Source organism: Serratia sp. NCCP-200 (assembly GCF_059697885.1).
Genome location: NZ_BAAKUJ010000002.1, coordinates 928654 through 947639 on the forward strand (window position 1 = coordinate 928654; position 18986 = coordinate 947639).

At 53.8% G+C, this 18986-nt stretch carries 12 protein-coding genes; 7 read left to right on the plus strand and 5 right to left on the minus strand.

Annotated elements, in window-relative coordinates; genetic code table 11:
* The first annotated feature begins 70 nt into the window (after nucleotides 1-70).
* From cmoM to AC6HVW_RS09615, 7 genes are all read left to right on the plus strand, one after another.
* Nucleotides 71-856, plus strand: a complete 786-nt coding sequence (cmoM, locus tag AC6HVW_RS09585; RefSeq protein WP_071680737.1) for a tRNA uridine 5-oxyacetic acid(34) methyltransferase CmoM — start codon at nucleotides 71-73, stop codon at nucleotides 854-856.
* Nucleotides 853-2175, plus strand: a complete 1323-nt coding sequence (gene mukF, locus AC6HVW_RS09590; RefSeq protein ID WP_021804906.1) for a chromosome partition protein MukF — start codon at nucleotides 853-855, stop codon at nucleotides 2173-2175. The genes cmoM and mukF overlap by 4 nt, the downstream gene beginning before the upstream one ends.
* Nucleotides 2156-2884, plus strand: a complete 729-nt coding sequence (gene mukE, locus AC6HVW_RS09595) for a chromosome partition protein MukE (RefSeq protein WP_497569366.1) — start codon at nucleotides 2156-2158, stop codon at nucleotides 2882-2884. The genes mukF and mukE overlap by 20 nt, the downstream gene beginning before the upstream one ends.
* Nucleotides 2881-7320, plus strand: a complete 4440-nt coding sequence (gene mukB / locus AC6HVW_RS09600) for a chromosome partition protein MukB (RefSeq protein WP_368438722.1) — start codon at nucleotides 2881-2883, stop codon at nucleotides 7318-7320. The genes mukE and mukB overlap by 4 nt, the downstream gene beginning before the upstream one ends.
* 220 nt (nucleotides 7321-7540) lie before the next feature.
* Nucleotides 7541-9391: a L,D-transpeptidase gene (gene ldtD, locus AC6HVW_RS09605; RefSeq protein WP_497569367.1), complete on the plus strand. Its 1851-nt coding sequence runs from the start codon at nucleotides 7541-7543 to the stop codon at nucleotides 9389-9391.
* A 180-nt stretch (nucleotides 9392-9571) separates the two neighbouring features.
* Nucleotides 9572-10120 carry a peptidoglycan L,D-endopeptidase MepK gene (gene mepK / locus AC6HVW_RS09610; protein ID WP_024484589.1) on the plus strand — a complete coding sequence of 183 codons (549 nt, stop codon included), beginning with the start codon at nucleotides 9572-9574 and terminating at the stop codon, nucleotides 10118-10120.
* Nucleotides 10121-10188: 68 nt separating this feature from the next.
* Nucleotides 10189-10836, plus strand: coding sequence for an MBL fold metallo-hydrolase (locus AC6HVW_RS09615; RefSeq protein WP_021804900.1), 648 nt, complete (start codon nucleotides 10189-10191; stop codon nucleotides 10834-10836).
* Nucleotides 10837-11025: 189 nt separating this feature from the next.
* On the opposite strand, the gene AC6HVW_RS09620 is transcribed toward AC6HVW_RS09615, so the two are convergent.
* The 5 genes from AC6HVW_RS09620 to AC6HVW_RS09640 form a co-directional block, all read right to left on the minus strand.
* Nucleotides 11026-12216, minus strand: a complete 1191-nt coding sequence (locus tag AC6HVW_RS09620; RefSeq protein WP_497569368.1) for an amino acid aminotransferase — start codon at nucleotides 12214-12216, stop codon at nucleotides 11026-11028.
* Nucleotides 12217-12462: 246 nt separating this feature from the next.
* A complete protein-coding gene (gene ompC, locus AC6HVW_RS09625) occupies nucleotides 12463-13554 on the minus strand; it encodes a porin OmpC (RefSeq protein ID WP_071680845.1) in 1092 nt (363 codons plus the stop codon).
* Between the two features lie 303 nt (nucleotides 13555-13857).
* Nucleotides 13858-15258 carry an asparagine--tRNA ligase gene (gene asnS / locus AC6HVW_RS09630; RefSeq protein WP_497569369.1) on the minus strand — a complete coding sequence of 467 codons (1401 nt, stop codon included), beginning with the start codon at nucleotides 15256-15258 and terminating at the stop codon, nucleotides 13858-13860.
* Nucleotides 15259-15536: 278 nt separating this feature from the next.
* Complete coding sequence (gene pncB, locus AC6HVW_RS09635) at nucleotides 15537-16742, minus strand: nicotinate phosphoribosyltransferase (protein ID WP_071680732.1); 1206 nt, start codon at nucleotides 16740-16742, stop codon at nucleotides 15537-15539.
* Between the two features lie 253 nt (nucleotides 16743-16995).
* A complete protein-coding gene (locus AC6HVW_RS09640; RefSeq protein ID WP_071680731.1) occupies nucleotides 16996-18696 on the minus strand; it encodes a GGDEF domain-containing protein in 1701 nt (566 codons plus the stop codon).
* Between the last annotated feature and the right edge of the window lie 290 nt (nucleotides 18697-18986).

Here is an 18986-nt window from a genome sequence, read left to right on the forward strand (position 1 = left end):
CCAAAATAGCAGGTTTGAATGGGCAGGCGCTTTGCCGTCGGCCAAGATAGAATCAGCGGAGCCGTTGTCCATGCAGGATCGCAATTTTGACGATATTGCCGAGAAGTTTGCGCGTAATATTTACGGCACCACCAAGGGGAAAATCCGTCAGGCGGTAGTCTGGCAGGATCTGACCATGCTGCTGGCTCAGTTGCCACAGCGGCCGCTGCGCATTCTGGATGCTGGTGGGGGCGAAGGCCACATGGCCTGCCAACTGGCAGAATTAGGACATCAGGTCTTGTTGTGCGATCTTTCTGGTGAGATGATCCAACGCGCTGCGTTGCTGGCCGAGCAGAAAGGTGTGAGCCAGAACATGCAATTCATACAAAGTTCGGCGCAAGAGATTGGTCAGCATTTGGCACAACCGGTCGATCTGATATTGTTCCATGCGGTTTTAGAGTGGATCGCCGAACCGCAGGTGGCTTTGCAGGCGTTGTTTGACTGCCTGGTGCCTGGCGGCGCACTGTCACTGATGTTCTTTAATGCCAACGGTTTGTTGATGCGTAATGTGGTGTTGGGCAATTTCCAACTGGTGGATCCCGAGGTCAGGCGGCGTCGCAAGCGCTCGCTGTCGCCGCAGTATCCACACAGCCCACCGCTGGTCTACGGCTGGTTGGAGCAGATGGGCATGCAGATTTCAGGCAAAACCGGCGTGAGGGTTTTCCATGATTATCTGCAAAGCAGGCAGCTACAGACCCAAAAATTTGAAGAGTTACTGGCGCTTGAACAGCTTTATTGTCGGCAAGAGCCTTACGTGAGTTTGGGGCGCTATATTCACGTCTCGGCGCATAAACCGAACCTGAAGGACGAACTATGAGTGAATTTTCCCAGACAGTACCCGAACTGGTCGCCTGGGCACGGAAAAATGATTTCTCTATTTCGCTCCCCACTGAGCGTCTTGCGTTTTTGCTGGCTATCGCCACGTTAAATGGTGAGCGGCTGGACGGCGAGATGAGCGAAGGTGAGCTGGTTGATGCATTTCGCCATGTCAGCAAAGGGTTTGAACAGACGCATGAAACGGTGGCGATACGCGCCAACAATGCGATTAACGACATGGTGCGCCAGCGCCTGTTGAACCGTTTTACCAGCGAGTTGGCGGACGGCAATGCTATCTATCGCCTGACGCCGCTGGGTATTGGTATAACCGATTACTATATCCGCCAGCGTGAGTTTTCGACCCTGCGCCTTTCCATGCAGTTGTCGATCGTGGCGGAAGAGTTGAAGCGTGCCGCAGACGCTGCCGAAGAGGGCGGCGATGATTTCCATTGGCACCGCAACGTCTTTGCTCCGCTGAAATACTCGGTAGCGGAGATCTTCGACAGTATCGATCTGACCCAGCGCCTGATGGATGAACAGCAACAGAGCGTGAAAACCGATATCGCGGCGCTGCTCAACCAGGATTGGCGTGCGGCGATCTCCAGCTGTGAGATGCTGCTGTCGGAAACCTCCGGTACCTTGCGTGAACTTCAGGATACGCTGGAGGCCGCAGGTGATAAACTCCAGGCCAACCTGCTGAGGATTCAGGATGCCACGCTGGGTGAGATGGAGCTGGGCTTTGTCGATAAGCTGGTGTTTGATTTGCAAAGCAAGCTGGATCGCATCATCAGTTGGGGCCAACAGGCGATTGACCTGTGGATCGGCTATGATCGCCACGTGCACAAGTTTATCCGTACCGCCATCGATATGGATAAAAACCGCGTGTTTGCCCAACGCCTGCGCCAATCGGTACAAAACTACTTCGATAACCCTTGGACGCTGACCCATGCCAACGCCGATCGTCTGCTCGATATGCGAGACGAAGAGTTGGCGTTGCGCAGTGAGGAGGTCACCGGGGAGCTGCCGCCAGATCTGGAATATGAAGAGTTCAGCGAAATTCGCGAACAGCTGGCAGCGATGATCGAACAGGCACTGAAGATTTATCAGGAACAAAAGATGCCGCTCGATTTAGGGGCAGTGATGCGCGATTATCTGGCGCAATATCCGCGTGTGCGTCACTTTGACGTTGCCCGCATAGTGGTCGACCAGGCAGTGCGCCTTGGTGTGGCTGAAGCTGATTTTTCAGGGTTGCCCGCACAGTGGCAGGCAATCAATGATTACGGAGCCAAGGTACAGGCCCATGTCATCGACAAATATTGAACAAGTAATGCCAGTCAAGCTGGCCAAGGCATTGTCTAACACGCTGTTTCCGGCGTTGGACAGCCAATTGCGCGCAGGTCGTCACATCGGTATCGATGAGTTGGACAACCACGCTTTCCTTATGGATTTTCAAGACGAGCTGGAAGAGTTTTATACCCGTTACAGCGTTGAGCTGATCCGGGCGCCGGAAGGGTTCTTCTATTTGCGCCCGCGCTCGACCACGCTTATTCCACGCTCGGTGCTCTCCGAGTTGGACATGATGGTCGGCAAGATCCTGTGCTACCTCTACCTGAGCCCCGAGCGCCTGGCGCATGAAGGTATTTTCAGCCAGCAGGAGCTGTACGATGAGCTGCTGAGCCTGGCGGATGAGAGCAAGCTGCTGAAGTTCGTCAACCAGCGCTCCACCGGTTCGGATCTTGACCGTCAGAAGCTGCATGAAAAAGTGCGCTCCTCGCTCAATCGCCTGCGCCGTCTGGGCATGGTGTATTTCATGGGCAATGACAACAGCAAATTCCGCATTACCGAGGCGGTGTTCCGCTTCGGTGCCGATGTGCGTAGCGGTGACGATCCGCGCGAAGCCCAGTTGCGGATGATCCGCGACGGTGAGGCGATGCCGGTTGAAAACAGCCTGTCACTGAACGATGAAGTTGATGCGGAAGATACGCAGGCAGAAGCCACCCAGGACAGTGCAGAGGATGAACAGGAATGATTGAACGCGGTAAATTTCGCTCACTGACGCTGGTTAACTGGAACGGTTTCTTTGCCCGAACCTTTGATCTCGATGAGCTGGTCACCACGCTTTCGGGCGGTAACGGGGCCGGTAAGTCTACCACCATGGCGGCCTTCGTCACGGCGCTGATCCCGGATCTGACGCTGCTGCACTTTCGTAACACCACTGAAGCCGGTGCCACCAGCGGTTCACGCGACAAAGGCCTGCACGGTAAATTGCGTGCCGGTGTCTGCTACTCAACCCTGGACGTAGTCAACTCACGCCACCAGCGTGTGGTGGTCGGGGTTCGTCTGCAACAGGTTGCGGGGCGCGATCGTAAGGTTGATATCAAACCTTTCACCATTCAGGGGCTGCCAACGGCAGTGCAACCGACCGAACTGCTGACCGAGACCGTCGGTGAGCGTCAGGCTCGGGTTCTTTCGTTGCAGGAACTGAAAGAGCGTGTTGAAGAGATGGAAGGGGTGCAGTTCAAGCAGTTCAACTCCATCACCGATTACCACGCCCTGATGTTTGATCTGGGGGTGCTGCCCAAGCGTCTGCGCACTTCCTCCGACCGCAGCAAGTTCTATCGTCTGATCGAAGCCTCGCTGTATGGCGGGATTTCCAGTGCCATTACCCGTTCTCTGCGTGATTACCTGCTGCCGGAAAACGGCGGCGTACGTAAAGCGTTCCAGGATATGGAAGCCGCACTGCGCGAGAACCGCATGACGCTGGAAGCGATCCGCGTCACCCAGTCGGACCGCGATCTGTTCAAGCATCTGATCTCCGAAGCAACCTCGTACGTTGCCGCAGACTACATGCGCCACGCCAATGAACGGCGTATCCATCTGGATGGAGCGCTGGTATTACGCAACGAGTTGCTGAGCAGCCGCAAACAGCTGGCCGCTGAGCAGTTCCGCCACGTTGAAATGGCGCGTGAGCTGGCTGAGCAAAGCGGTGCTGAATCCGATCTGGAAACCGATTATCAGGCCGCCAGCGATCACCTCAATCTGGTGCAGACCGCAATGCGCCAGCAGGAAAAGATCGAACGCTATGAAGGCGATCTGGAAGAGCTGACCTACCGTCTGGAAGAGCAGAATGAGGTTGTCGCCGAAGCGAGCGAACAGCAGGCGGAAAACGAAGCGCGTGCCGAAGCCGCAGAGCTGGAGGTGGATGAGCTGAAAAGCCAGCTCGCCGATTACCAGCAGGCGTTGGACGTGCAACAAACCCGCGCCATTCAATATCAGCAGGCACTTCAGGCTCTTGAGCGCGCCCGTGCGCTGTGTCAGGTGCCGGAACTGACCGCCGAAAATGCCGAAGAGTGGCTGGATACCTTCCAGGCGCGTGAGCAGGAAGCGACAGAGTCCCTGTTGCAGTTGGAACAAAAGTTAAGCGTGGCGGATGCCGCTCACAGCCAGTTCGAGCAGGCCTACCAGCTGGTGGGTAAAATTGCGGGCGAAGTCAGCCGCAGTGAAGCCTGGCAAACCGCGCGTGAGCTATTGCGTGACTGGCCTTCGCAGCAGCATCAGGCCGAGCGTGTGCAGCCGTTGCGGATGCGTTTGAGCGAGTTGGAGCAACGTTTGCGCTCGCAGCAGGATGCCGAACGTCTGTTGCAGGAGTTCTGCAAACGTCACGGGCAGAGTTATCAGCCGGATGAACTTGATGCCTTGCAGCAAGAGCTGGAAGAGCGTTTGGAATCGTTGTCCCAAAGCGTCAGCGAGGCCGGTGAGCGCCGGATGGAAATGCGCCAGGAGCTGGAGCAGATCCAGCAGCGCATCAAGGAGCTGACCGCCAGGGCACCGATTTGGCTGGCCGCGCAGGATTCACTGACCCAGCTCAGCGAGCAGAGCGGTGAAGCCTTCGAAGATGGTCAGCAGGTTACCGAATACATGCAGCAACTGCTGGAGCGCGAACGCGAAACCACGGTTGAACGTGATGAAGTGGCCACCCGCAAGCGCGAAATCGAAGCGCAGGTTGAACGCCTCAGCCAGCCGAGCGGGGCAGAAGATCAGCGTCTGGTAACGCTGGCGGAGCGCTTTGGCGGCGTGCTGCTGTCTGAAATCTATGACGATGTCACCATTGACGATGCCCCGTACTTCTCAGCGTTGTACGGCCCGTCGCGCCACGCCATTGTGGTGCCGGATCTGTCGCTGGTGCGTGAGATGTTGGAAGGGTTGGAAGACTGCCCGGAAGATCTCTACCTGATCGAGGGGGATCCGCAGTCGTTTGACGACAGCGTGTTCGCCGTCGAAGAGCAAGAAAAAGCGGTGGTGGTGAAAATCGCCGATCGCCAGTGGCGTTACTCCCGCTACCCTGAGGTGCCGCTGTTTGGCCGTGCTGCCCGGGAAAATCGCCTGGAAGTGCTGTACGCAGAACGTGACTCCTTGGCCGAGCGCTACGCCACCTTGTCATTTGACGTGCAGAAAACCCAGCGTTCTCACCAGGCGTTCAGCCGCTTTATTGGTTCGCACCTCGCCGTGGCGTTTGACGCGGATCCTGAAGCGGATATCCGTGCTCTGAACAGCCGCCGTGGTGAAATTGAGCGTGCGCTCAATAACCACGAAGCGCAGAACCAACAGCAGCGTCAGCAATACGATCAGGCCAAAGAGGGCATTTCCGCGCTCAACCGCCTGATGCCGCTGGTCTCACTGCTGAATGATGAAACCTTGCAGGATCGTGTCGAAGAAATTCGCGAGGAAATGGAAGAGGCGCAGGATGCTGCGCGCTATATCCAACAGCACGGCGTTTCCTTGGCCAAGCTGGAGCCTATGTTATCGGTGCTGCAAAGCGATCCGGAGCAGCATGAGCAGCTACAGCAGGACTATGTACAGGCCCAGGCCACCCAACGCCAGGCTAAACAGCAAGCCTTTGCCCTGACGGAAGTGGTTCAGCGCCGCGCGCACTTCAGCTATACCGACTCTGCTGGCATGCAGAATGCTGATAACGATCTCAACGATAAACTGCGTCAACGCCTGGAACATGCGGAAGCGGAACGTACCCGCGCCCGCGAGCAACTGCGCCAGTATCAGACCCAGTTTACGCAATACAGCCAGGTACTGGCCTCGCTGAAAAGCTCCTATGACGCCAAACGCGACATGCTTAAAGAGCTGAGCCAGGAACTGGTAGACATTGGCGTGCAGGCCGATGCCAATGCCGAAGCCCGTGCGCGGCAGCGCCGGGACGAATTACATGCCTCGCTGAGTAATAACCGTAACCGCCGTAACCAGTTGGAGAAACAGCTGACCTTCTGCGAAGCGGAAATGGACAGCCTGCAAAAGAGACTGCGCAAGCTGGAGCGTGATTATTACCAACTGCGTGAGCAGGTGGTGACCGCCAAGGCGGGCTGGTGTGCCGTGATGCGTCTGGTGAAAGACAACGGGGTTGAACGCCGTCTGCACCGTCGTGAACTGGCCTATATGGACGGTGACGAGCTGCGTTCGATGTCGGATAAGGCATTGGGTGCGCTGCGTCTGGCGGTGGCGGATAACGAACATCTGCGTGACGTGCTGCGCCTGTCGGAAGATCCGAAACGGCCAGAGCGCAAGATCCAGTTCTTTATCGCGGTCTATCAGCATCTGCGCGAGCGTATCCGTCAGGATATTATCCGTACCGACGATCCGGTCGAAGCTATCGAACAGATGGAGATCGAACTGGGCCGTCTGACCGAAGAGCTTACCGCACGCGAACAGAAACTGGCGATCAGTTCGAAGAGCGTGGCGAACATTATCCGCAAGACCATTCAGCGCGAGCAGAACCGTATCCGGATGCTTAACCAGGGGCTGCAAGCAGTTTCCTTCGGTCAGGTGAAGAGCGTGCGGTTGAACGTCAATGTACGGGAAGCGCATGCCACCTTGCTGGATGTGCTCTCCGAGCAGCAGGAACAGCATCAGGATCTGTTTAACAGCAACCGTCTGACCTTCTCGGAAGCGTTAGCCAAGCTGTATCAGCGCCTGAACCCGCAGATCGATATGGGCCAGCGCACGCCACAAACCATCGGTGAAGAGCTGCTGGATTACCGTAACTATCTGGAGCTGGAAGTGGAAGTGTTCCGTGGCTCCGACGGCTGGCTGCGTGCAGAAAGTGGCGCGTTGTCTACCGGGGAAGCGATCGGTACCGGTATGTCAATTCTGGTCATGGTGGTGCAGAGCTGGGAAGAGGAATCACGCCGCCTGCGGGGTAAAGATATTTCACCTTGCCGCCTGCTGTTCCTTGATGAAGCCGCGCGTCTGGATGCCAAATCCATCGCCACGCTGTTTGAGCTGTGCGATCGTCTGGAGATGCAGTTGATTATCGCCGCGCCAGAAAACATCAGCCCGGAAAAAGGGACTACCTATAAACTGGTGCGTAAGGTGTTCCAGAACCATGAGCATGTACACGTGGTTGGCCTGCGTGGGTTCGCCAGCGAACAACCGGCTTTAGATTCGGTGTCGGAATAAACGCCACAAAGCTAAAAAAGTGCACTATAAATCTGAAAATAGCCGCCTGAAGGTGGCTATTTTTTTGTATGACGAGGATGATAGGCGTGTTTTTTTACCGGTGGTAAGCTGGGATGAAAACGGTTATTTACGGCGCTGAGAGCAAAAGCGCCGTTCTGTTTGTATACTGAAACTAATAATAGTCTGTGCGGTATTTTTGTGAGCCTACAGGGGGCAAGGGATGTTGCTTAAAAATGGAAACTCAGTACGACGTCTGGCATTGAGTTGCGCAATAGCGTGTGGTTTTGCCGTGTCGTTTTCCGCATGGGCAACTGTTCCGGCGTTACCGGTGGCATCATCGTCATCGGGAATGTCCGTGGCACAAAGTCGTGCCGAACTGCTGGCGGCATTGCCGAAAAGCGTTGTGCCGTATTATCTCTCCACTTTGGCACCGCTGTACGCTGCCAACCAGATGCAGCCTATGTGGCAAGATCGGGATGCGGTACAGCAATTTCAGCAGCAGCTGGCTGAGTTGGCCATTTCTGGCGTACAGCCGCAGTTTACTCAATGGGTAAAACTGCTGACCGATCCGCTCATCACCGATATGGCACGTGATATTGTGCTGTCGGATGCAATGCTGGGTTATTTGCAGTTTGTCTCCTCAATCGGGGCCAACGGCAACAACTGGCTGTACAGCAATGTTCCTTACAAGCTGAAGGTGCCAGCGAATACGGTGATCAATCAGTGGCAGCTCTCGATACATCAGGGCAAAACGCTGGCGTATATTAATTCGTTAGCCCCGCAGCATCCTCAGTACGCAAAAATGCATTTGGCGCTGCGCGAAATGCTGGCGGCTGGGCGCCCGTGGCCACAAATGACCAATGGCGCAAGCCTGCGTCCAGGTCAGCTCAGCGACGATATTCCCGCACTGCGCGATATTCTGGCGCGTACCGGAATGCTAATCGCCACTCCGGCGGTAGCATCTGCTTCGCCTGAGCCTCAAGTCACCAACGCCAGCGCGACGACCCCGGCGGCGGATGACGATCTGTCGGTGGATGAAGAGAAGGATCGTGCTACCGCAGCGGCTGTCGTAAGCCCGGGCGCGGCATCGATCAAAGATCTTGCTCCCTCTCCAGAAGCGACCGCGCAGGTACAACCTGCCAGTCCGGTTTCGGTAACGGATAATCGTTACACCGAAGATCTGGTGGAAGGGGTCAAACGTTTCCAAACCTGGCAAGGGCTGACTCCTGATGGCGTCATCGGTGCCCGGACGCGTGAATGGCTGAACGTTTCGCCACAAACTCGTGCTTCACTGCTGGCGTTGAACATCCAGCGCCTGCGCATTCTGCCAGGGCACGTTGATACCGGTATTATGGTCAACATCCCGAACTACTCGCTCACCTACTATCTGAATGGTAATGAAGTGTTATCTTCGCGGGTGATTGTTGGCCGCCCGAGCCGCAAAACGCCATTGATGAGCAGCGCGTTGAATAACGTGGTGGTCAACCCGCCGTGGAACGTGCCCACCAAGCTGATCCGTGAAGATATCGTGCCCAAGGCCATGCATGATGCCAGCTACTTCCAGAAACACGGCTACCGTGTATTCTCTGGTTGGAGCAACGATGCGCAAGTGATCGATCCGGCAATGATTGACTGGAGTGTGGTTTCACCACGCAACTTCCCTTACCGCATCCAGCAGGCACCGGGGAGCAGCAACTCGTTAGGGCGTTTCAAATTCAACATGCCGAGCTCGGATGCCATCTATCTGCATGACACCCCGAACCATGGCCTGTTCCAGAAGGATATCCGGGCGTTAAGCTCTGGCTGTGTGCGCGTTAACAAGGCTTCCGATCTGGCCAACATGCTGTTGCAGGATGCCGGTTGGAACAACGCGCGTGTTTCCTCCACGCTTAAAGGCGGTAATACGACGTATGTGAACATCCGCCAGAACATCCCGGTGCAGTTGTATTACCTGACGGCCTGGGTCTCTGATGATGGCAAGCCACAGTTCCGCACAGATATTTACAATTATGATGCGACAGTGAGATCGGGTGCACAAATTTTGGCTCAGGCCGAAAAATTGATGCAATAAATGCAGTAATTCTAGATAAATAACGGTCTGAATGTCTGGCCAGTAACGGGCTCTGTTTTTTGTGAGCACTGGTAAACCACAGCGTATCGCGGGTTGACTCCGCATACGCTGGCGGTTATGGTTCGGGCAGTGCGCAGTTTTGTGCATTTATTTTGACATTCTTGCCGAGTTTAAAGAGTCATGGACAAAATTGATCATCATCGCCGTAAATGGCTGGCGTTAGGTAGCGCCGCCGTGGGTATCGCACTGCTTCCAGGGCAGGCGTTTGCCAGTCTTTCTACCGCTCGCCCACGTATTCTGTTGTTGAACAACCTCAATACTGGCGAATCCATCAAGGCCGAGTTCTTCAATGGTAAAGGTTACAATAAAGAAGAATTGGCGCGCCTGAACCATATCTTCCGTGACTATCGGGCCAATAAGGTCAAGAGCATTGATCCGGCTCTGTTTGATCATCTCTATCGCCTACAGGTGATGCTGGGCACCAGCAAACCGGTACAGCTGATTTCCGGCTACCGTTCGATGGCGACCAACACCGAAATGCGTGCGCACAGCCGTGGCGTGGCCAAGCAGAGCTACCACACCAAAGGCCAGGCGATGGATTTCCATATTGAAGGGATCCAGCTGAGTAATATCCGTAAGGCCGCGTTAAAAATGCGTGCTGGCGGGGTAGGCTATTATCCACGTAGTAACTTTGTGCACATCGATACCGGCCCGGTGCGGACCTGGTAATCATTGTGCATCATGATCGCTGAATGGCACCCGCCCTTTGGGCGTAGTGTCGTTGTCGTTGGAGCTTTATGAAATACCATATTATCCCCGTTACGGCGTTCAGTCAGAACTGTACGCTCATCTGGTGCGACGTGACCAAACAGGCGGCGCTGGTCGATCCTGGTGGCGATCCGGAAAAACTGAAGGCCGCCATTGCCGAAAAGGGCGTACAGGTTAGCCAGATCTTACTGACGCACGGCCATCTCGATCACGTAGGCGCGGCGGCAGAAATGGCCGAGCATTATCAGGTGCCAATCTATGGGCCGGATAAGGAAGATGCCTTTTGGCTTGAAGGTTTGCCAGCGCAGAGCCGTATGTTTGGTCTGGATGAATGTGCCGCGCTAACGCCGACCAAATGGCTGGAAGAGGGGGATAAAGTGCAGGTGGGCGAAATGTCGCTGAACGTACTGCATTGCCCTGGTCATACGCCTGGTCATATCGTTTTTATCAACGAACAGGCGCGTTTGGCATTAGTGGGGGACGTGTTGTTCAACGGTGGCGTTGGCCGCAGCGATTTCCCGCGCGGTGACCATCAGGCGCTAATCGCTTCAATCCGCAACAAATTACTGCCTCAGGGCGACGATATGGCGTTTATTCCAGGACATGGCCCGATGTCTACCTTTGGCCATGAACGTCAAACCAACCCGTTCCTGCGCGAAGAACCGGCCATCTGGTAAAGACACCTCTCGGCAATGCCCCTCACCCTAACCCTCTCCCACAGGGAGAGGGGACCGATCGAGCGTGTTTAAAATTGTAGTGACTCACCTTTGATGAGTGACGAGCGGTTTGCTGAGATGGTCTCTTTACTGCCAAAACTTGCAAGCATTAGGGGCGCAAATGCGCCCCTTTTTCAATGCAAAATCAACTTACAGCACGGCAACGATGGCTTCGCACAGCGGCGCCATATTGTCCGGCGTCATCCCTGCCACGTTAACGCGACCGGAGTTAACGGCATACACGCCAAATTCATCACGCAGACGCAGAACCTGCTCTTTGGTCAGGCCGCTGAAGGAGAACATGCCGTTCTGGTTGATGATGAAGCTGAAATCCTGCTCCGCCCCTTTTTCCTGCAGGGTATTAACGAACAACTGGCGCATACGGTGAATGCGCTGACGCATGTCGGTCAGCTCTTGTTCCCAAATGGCGCGCAGCGCTGGGTTACCCAAGATGGTGGCAACTACGGCCGCACCGTGTGACGGCGGGTTCGAGTAGTTGGCACGGATCGCGGCTTTCACCTGGCTGAAGGCGCGCTCGGCGGTTTCTGCATCGGCAGCTACCACGGTGCAGGCACCGACACGCTCATTATACAGACCAAAGTTCTTCGAGTAGGAGCTGGCAACGATCAGTTCCTGATGTTTGGCAGCAAAGATACGCAGACCCTGGGCATCTTCTTCCAGGCCCTTGGCGAAGCCTTGGTAAGCGAAGTCAAACAGCGGCAACCAGCTCTTGGCTACGGACAGTTCAGCCAACTGAGCCCATTGTGCTTCGGTTGGATCGATACCGGTCGGGTTATGGCAGCAACCGTGGAACAGCACTACGTCGCCGGCCTGAGCCTGGCTCAGGCTGGTGAGCAGACCGTCGAAGTCCAGCGCATGGTTGGCGGCGTCGTAATAGTTGTATTCCAATACTTCCAGGCCAACGGCACCAAAGACGTTTTTATGGTTTGGCCAGCTTGGATTGCTGACCCAGATACGCTTGGCGTTGGTCTGGTTGGCAATAAAGTCGGCCGCTACGCGCAGGGCACCGGTACCACCAGGGGTTTGCGCGGTACGTGCACGCTTGTCGGCAATGATTGGGCTCTGCTTGCCGAACAATAGCTCTTGCGTGCAGCTAGCAAATTCAGGAATACCTTCAATACCCAGGTAGTTTTTGGTGGTCTCATTTTCCAGCAGATACTGTTCAGCTTTTTTAACGCTGGTCAGCACCGGCGTTTTGCCGGTTTCGTCTTTATAGACGCCAATACCCAGGTTGATTTTATTCTCACGCTTGTCGGCGCGGAAAATGTCGGTCAGACCTAGAATCGGGTCGGCAGGTGCAGCGGTGATTTTTTCAAACATGTCAGATGCTTCCATGGCCTAGAGTTAAGCAGACAGAAACATCAGGGTAGCGCCAGTTATCGCCTTTGCCAACCGTTTGCGAGAAAAACACCTCGATCTTGTGACGGCGGCAGATTCAGCACAAAAAATGACGGGGAAGGGCGGATTGGCAGAATAAAAAATTGGCGGAAGCGCTAAAAACAAAAACAGGGCCGAAGCCCTGTTTTTTAACTTAGCTGACGGCGAGCCGTCATCAAGTGCAACAACTTAGAACTGGTAAACCAGACCGGTAGCTACGATGTTGTCAGTAGCGATCTTGTTAGCACGAGTGAAGTCGTTTTCGTCCAGCAGGTTGATTTTGTAATCAACGTAGGTAGACATGTTTTTGTTGAAGTAGTAAGTAGTACCTACATCAATGTATTTAACCAGGTCTTGATCGTTGCCGTAAGCGCTACCCAGGTTCTTACCTTTAGACTGCAGGTAAGCGATAGATGGACGCAGGCCGAAATCGAACTGGTACTGTGCTACCACTTCAAAGTTCTGAGTTTTGTTAGCGATAGAACCATCGAAATCACCGAATGGAGTCATGTTGCGAGTTTCTGCATACATGGTTGCCAGGTAGACATTGTTGGCGTCGTATTTAGCACCAACGGTCCAGGCTTCAGCGTTTTTACCACCAGCAGTAGAGAAGCGGGTTTGCGCGTCAGTACGATCAGAACCAGAGTAAGCAGCACCCACGCTCACGCCTGAATCCATGATTGCGTAGGTAGAGGACACACCCCAACCGTCGCCGTTTTGTTTGTTAATAGCACGGCCATCGTTTTCGTTTTTGCCTTGGTACTGCAGAGCGAAGTTCAGGCCATCAACCATACCGAAGAAGTTGTTGTTACGGTAAGTAGCAACACCGTTGGTACGGCCAGTCATGAAGTTGTCAGTGTAGGTGTAAGTATCGCCACCGAACTCTGGCAGCATATCTGTCCAGCCTTCAACGTCATACACTACGCCGTAGTTACGGCCGTAATCGAATGAACCGTATTCAGCAAATTTCAGACCCGCGAAGCCCAGACGAGTTTTAGTACCTTCGGTACCTTGTGACTCAGCGTGGTTAGCTTGCACGTTGTATTCCCACTGGCCGTAACCGGTCAGTTGGTCAGTAATCTGGGTTTCACCTTTGAAGCCAAAACGAACGTATGACTTGTCGCCATCGTTCTCTTTGTCGTTAGAGAAGTAGTGCAGACCGTCAACTTTACCGTACAGATCCAGTTTGTTGCCGTCTTTGTTGTAGATCTCAGCTGCGTTGGCTGCACCAGCTGCTAACAGAGCTGGGATCACTACTGCAAGAATGTTGCGCTTCATCATCATTATTACCCTCATTGGTTTTATTCGGACACCTTGCCACTGCCGCCAATAATTCTTTTGGAACTATTGTTGATAGATTGGTGTCGTCCTGTGTCTGCACGCAGTGTTCCATTCACGGGCAGGTTTATCTAGAACGAAAATGCTACCAATGTCTCAATCTGGTTTCAGAAAGAAACGATGTGTAACAATTTGTGTATTTTGGGGAACTTTGTGATGCAGGTCAATAATCAAAAATGCGAAAGGCCAGCTAAGCTGGCCTTTATTATGTAAAGAAAATGTTTAAATTATGCTGGGTTTTATGACTTAGAAGCTGGCGTTACGTGGCGCTCTTGGGAACGGGATCACGTCACGGACGTTCTGCACCCCGGTCACATAGGCGATTAAACGCTCAAAACCTAAGCCAAAACCGGAATGTGGCACGGTGCCATAGCGGCGCAGGTCACGATACCACCAATAATCTTCTTTATTGAGGCCCATCTCTGCCAGACGCTGATCCAGCACATCCAGACGTTCTTCACGCTGTGAACCACCGATGATTTCACCAATGCCCGGCGCTAGCACGTCCATCGCCGCGACGGTTTTGCCATCTTCGTTCATGCGCATGTAGAAGGCTTTGATATCTTTCGGGTAGTTTTTCACAACTACCGGAGCCTTGAAGTGTTGCTCGGCCAGATAGCGCTCGTGTTCAGACGACAGATCGATACCCCAGGAAACCGGGTTCTCGAAGGTCTGGCCGGAAGCGATCAGGATCTCGACCGCCTCGGTGTAGTCCACCTGGGCGAAATCAGAAGAAACAAAGCGCTTCAGACGGTCGATGGCGTCTTTATCTACCCGCTCAGCAAAGAATTGCAGATCGTCGGCACGTTCATCCAGCACCGCCTGGAAGACATACTTCAGCATGCTTTCGGCCAGCCCGGCAACGTCGTCCAGGGTAGCAAAGGCGACTTCCGGTTCGATCATCCAGAATTCCGCCAGGTGACGGCTGGTGTTCGAGTTCTCGGCACGGAAAGTGGGGCCAAAGGTATAAATTTTTGACAGCGCACAGGCGTAGGTTTCGCCGTTCAACTGGCCGGATACGGTCAGGAAGGCTTCTTTACCGAAGAAATCCTGGCTGAAATCGACGGCACCTTTATCAGTGCGTGGCAGGTTTTCCATATCCAGCGTGGAGACGCGGAACATTTCACCGGCACCTTCGGTATCAGAGGCGGTGATCAGCGGGGTGGAAACCCAGAAATAACCGTTCTCGTGGAAGTAGCGGTGGATTGCCTGTGCCAAGGTGTGGCGAACGCGGGCAACCGCGCCAATCAGGTTGGTGCGTGGGCGCAGGTGGGCAACTTCACGCAGGTATTCGATGCTGTGGCGTTTGGCCGCCATTGGATAGGTGTCAGGATCGTCAACCCAACCCACCACTTTGATGGCTGTGGCTTGCAGTTCGAAGCTCTGGCCTTCACCCGGCGAAGGTACCACGGTACCGGTCACTTCAACGGAACAGCCGGTGGTCAGGCGTAACACTTCGTCCTGATAATTCGGCAGAGAATCATTAACGACGGCCTGTAACGGATTAAAGCAGGAGCCGTCATAAACGGCGAGGAAGGAGATACCAGCTTTAGAATCTCTCCGGGTACGTACCCAACCGCGTACGGTGACTTCACTGTCAACCGCAGCACGACCTTGCAGTACGTCGACTACAGGCACTACGCTCATAGATTTCTCTCTTATAAGTTTTTCAGAAATAGGCTAACAACCCAAGAATTTGGGGATGTTGCTATGTTACTTGCCGCGTTGCAGAGCACAAGCAGAAATCATCAGAATGGGACAACATTTATTGCAGTGGGATAAAAAACAGGAGCTATATAAAGGAAGAGGGGGAACGCCGCTGAGAAATGCCCACACGGTTTGTATCCCCGGCTGACTCTCGTTCTTTAATGCAGCGCCGTACAGCTCCCTCTCCCTGTGGGAGAGGGTTGGAGTGAGGAGTGGCCTTAACTGGCTTTCTTCACCAGCGGCAGATCGAAGGCTTTGCGCAGCGCTTTGACAAACGCGGGGTCCTGGCAGATGGTTTTGCCTGGGCTATCGGACAGTTTGGCCACTGGCTTGCCTTTACACTCGACCAGCTTGATCACGATATTCAGCGGCTTGACGCCGGGGATATTGCAGGTCAAACGCGTGCCGATACCGAACGCCAGGTTGATACGCCGATCAAAATGGCGATACAGCGCCAACGCCTTATCCAGATCAAGATTGTCTGAAAACACCAGCGTCTTGCTCATGGGATCGATACCCAATTGCTGGTAGTGGGTAATGGCTTTTTCACCCCATTCGATCGGATCGCCAGAGTCGTGGCGCAGACCTTGATAGCTCTGGGCAAACTGCTTGCCGAAATCACGCAGGAACGCATCCATGGTGATACAGTCGGTCAGTGCAATGCCGAGCTGATCGGGATATTCATCCAGCCAGGCCTGCAATGCGGCACGTTGGCTGTTGGCCAGTACCGGGCTAATCTGTTGATGAGCCTGGAACCACTCATGGGCTTGCGTGCCAACCGGGATCAGATCCAGCCGATGCGCCAAATCGTAGTTACTGGTGCCAACCAGATAGGGGAATTCGGTTTTCAGCGTGCTGACAATGGCCTGTTGCACCTCGCGAGAGAAGCGGCGACGGGTGCCAAAGTCCATTAGCTTGAAGCGTGAAATATCAATATCCCCGCTCAGTTGCTTGAACTGCGCCAGGTTCTGGCGCAACTGGCTAATGGCCATCTCTGGCGTGGCCTGTGGCGAACGCTGGCGGTGCACCACTTCGCTGATCACGGCCAACAACGGCACTTCCCACATAATCACTTCGCGCCAGGGGCCAGCGATACGGATATGCAATTTGCCGTCATGATTGCTAATGCTGACCTGTTGCGGATCGTAGCGAAACTCCCGCAGCCAGCTCAGGTAATCCTGATGGAAGAAAGGCAGGCTGGAGAGATAGCGGTGTTCGGCTTCGGTTAGCGCCAACTCGCTCATCATGGCAACCTGCGCGCGGATCTCGTCGGCATATTCGCCCAGCAGTTCGTCGCCACGGCAACGAAACTCCGCCGCAACGGTAATTGCGGGGTAGCGATGGAACACTGCTTGCTGCATATGAAGCTTGTAGGCGTCAGTATCAAGCAGTGAAGTCAAAATCGGGGAAGCGTATAGAGTCATATCGCGTTACAGCATCCTCGTCAGGCGCGTGTCCAAATCCGGATAATCAAAAAAGTGGGGGGAGTATACCCGGATTATCCTGTTATTGAAGCCTCATCACACCACAAATGGCCGGAACGGGTCGAGGATAAAACGTGCCTTTATTTTACCGGGGGCACAACCTCGGACAGAAAAAGCCATTTAATCCAATAAACTGAATGGCTTAGTTGATTTACTCATAAAAATTATGAGGTTAATTATTTTAAACACAGATTCAGATAAAACCGGTTGGCGTATAAATACTGACCCGATTGCGCCCGCTCTTCTTACAAAAATAGAGCGCTTCGTCGGCCTGTTTGATGGCTGGATGCAGTTCTGCCAGGTTGCCCACGGCAGCGATGCCACAGCTGATGGTAAAGCGTACCCGTTTTCCGTTGAGCAGCTCCAGGCACATTTGTTGGGTTTGTTCACGCAGGGCTTCCATCATGCTGCGGGCATTTTCCAGGGAACAGTGGCCGAGCAGCAGGGCAAACTCCTCACCGCCATAGCGGCAAAAAATATCGCTGGAACGGAAGGTGTTACTTAACGACTGGGCGAACATTACCAGCACTCGGTCGCCGACATCGTGGCCATAGGTATCGTTAAGACGCTTGAAGTTATCGATATCGATGAGACAGAACGCCAGCGGATAGCTACTCTGCGCGAGCATCTCACACTCGAGGAAAAATTTGCGGCGGTTATAAATGTTGGTTAAGGGATCGAAGAATGACGAGACCTCCAGCTCTTTGATTAGCTGCTGCTTTTCGTTTTCCAGCGCGATCTTGACCTGATTGTATTGTTTGAGCTGGGTGATGGCATCACTGATGGCGATCAGCTCTTTGCTGTAAAAAGCGTCGTTGTCATCAATATTCATATCGCCTTGTGACAGGCGCAGAATATTTTTATGCGTTTTGGTCAGCCAGCGGGTGATGTTGGAACAGAAGATCATGGAAGGCAGCAGGATGAACAGGGCAATCAGCCCACTCAGAGAAATCATGCCGTAGATGGCCGTCTGGCTATCATACTTTTTGGCTTCGGAAGCGGCCATCTCCAGCTCAAAGCTGCGCTCATAGAGTCTTTGGGAAAGCCTGTCCATCTCCTCGATATAGCTGGCGATCAGGTTGATGTCATAGACGGTATTGTGGGTAATGGCTTGATATAACCCGTCTGAAATGTTGCTGATCCGATTGTTGGAAATGTTACGGAGTATCTCATCCACCAGCTCAGCAATCTGCGGATCGTTATAGGCCAGCTTTAAGAACGCCAAACGAGTACCGAGCGGGGTGAACACCCCGGTCAATTGGATGGCCTTCAGATAAGCATTCTTGCGTTCCTGGCTGCTGAGATTGACGTCGATAATCTGATCGATCAGTTCGGTCAGCGACATATTCAGCCGGTTATTAAGGCGAACAGCCTCCAAAAACAGAAATGAGTCCGCATTGATCAGCCGGGTGTCGTAGGTATAGCGGTAGAAGGCTTTGGTGGTCTGGACGATATAATAGGCGCTGTTGATATTGAACAGATTGCTGTTGGCAGTATCGACTTGCGTGACCTGACGCGAATCGTTATCCAGCAGCCTTTCCATCCAATCGAGCATAGAAAGTATGGCAATCTTTTGCCGAATGCCCAGGCGCAGGGCGAGATCGGCGTCGACATTGGATTTAACAATCGCGATTTTTTCACGCGCCTGTTGATCGGCCTGTTGCCATTCGGCTTGGGTGACGGATTTATCCGCTAAACCTAATCTTTTTAACCGGTGTGCCAGCAGCGTAGCCTGAAAGGCCTCGGCCACTTCTTTGGTCCTGCTGATTTTATACAGGTTTTCCAAGCTTCGCTCATGGCTGGCACGGGCCTTTATCAGCCCATTGGCAATAAATACCGCAAAGGACAGCATGATGGCAAAGGTGAAGAAATAGATCAGGTATTTTACTTTCATGCCAATCTGTTTCTCCTACTGGCTCTTGGATGATTATATCATTGCTACCGCTGGTTTTCCTCCGCAATTCGGTTGCCAACGGGGACGGAACTGCGCCTGTTTAAGCATAAAATGCTGAGTTTGACGTTAAGCGAAGCGCCAGGGTAGCTGGAGCATAGCAAACAACAGCGAATGTCTGCGTGAGTCGTGTGATTTCTTGGTGCGATTTGCTGCCAATTCTGGGTTTTTTTTATAGCTGTGATACAGTTTATTCACAATCGGGCCATTGAGGTACCGCGTCGTCCTGCACG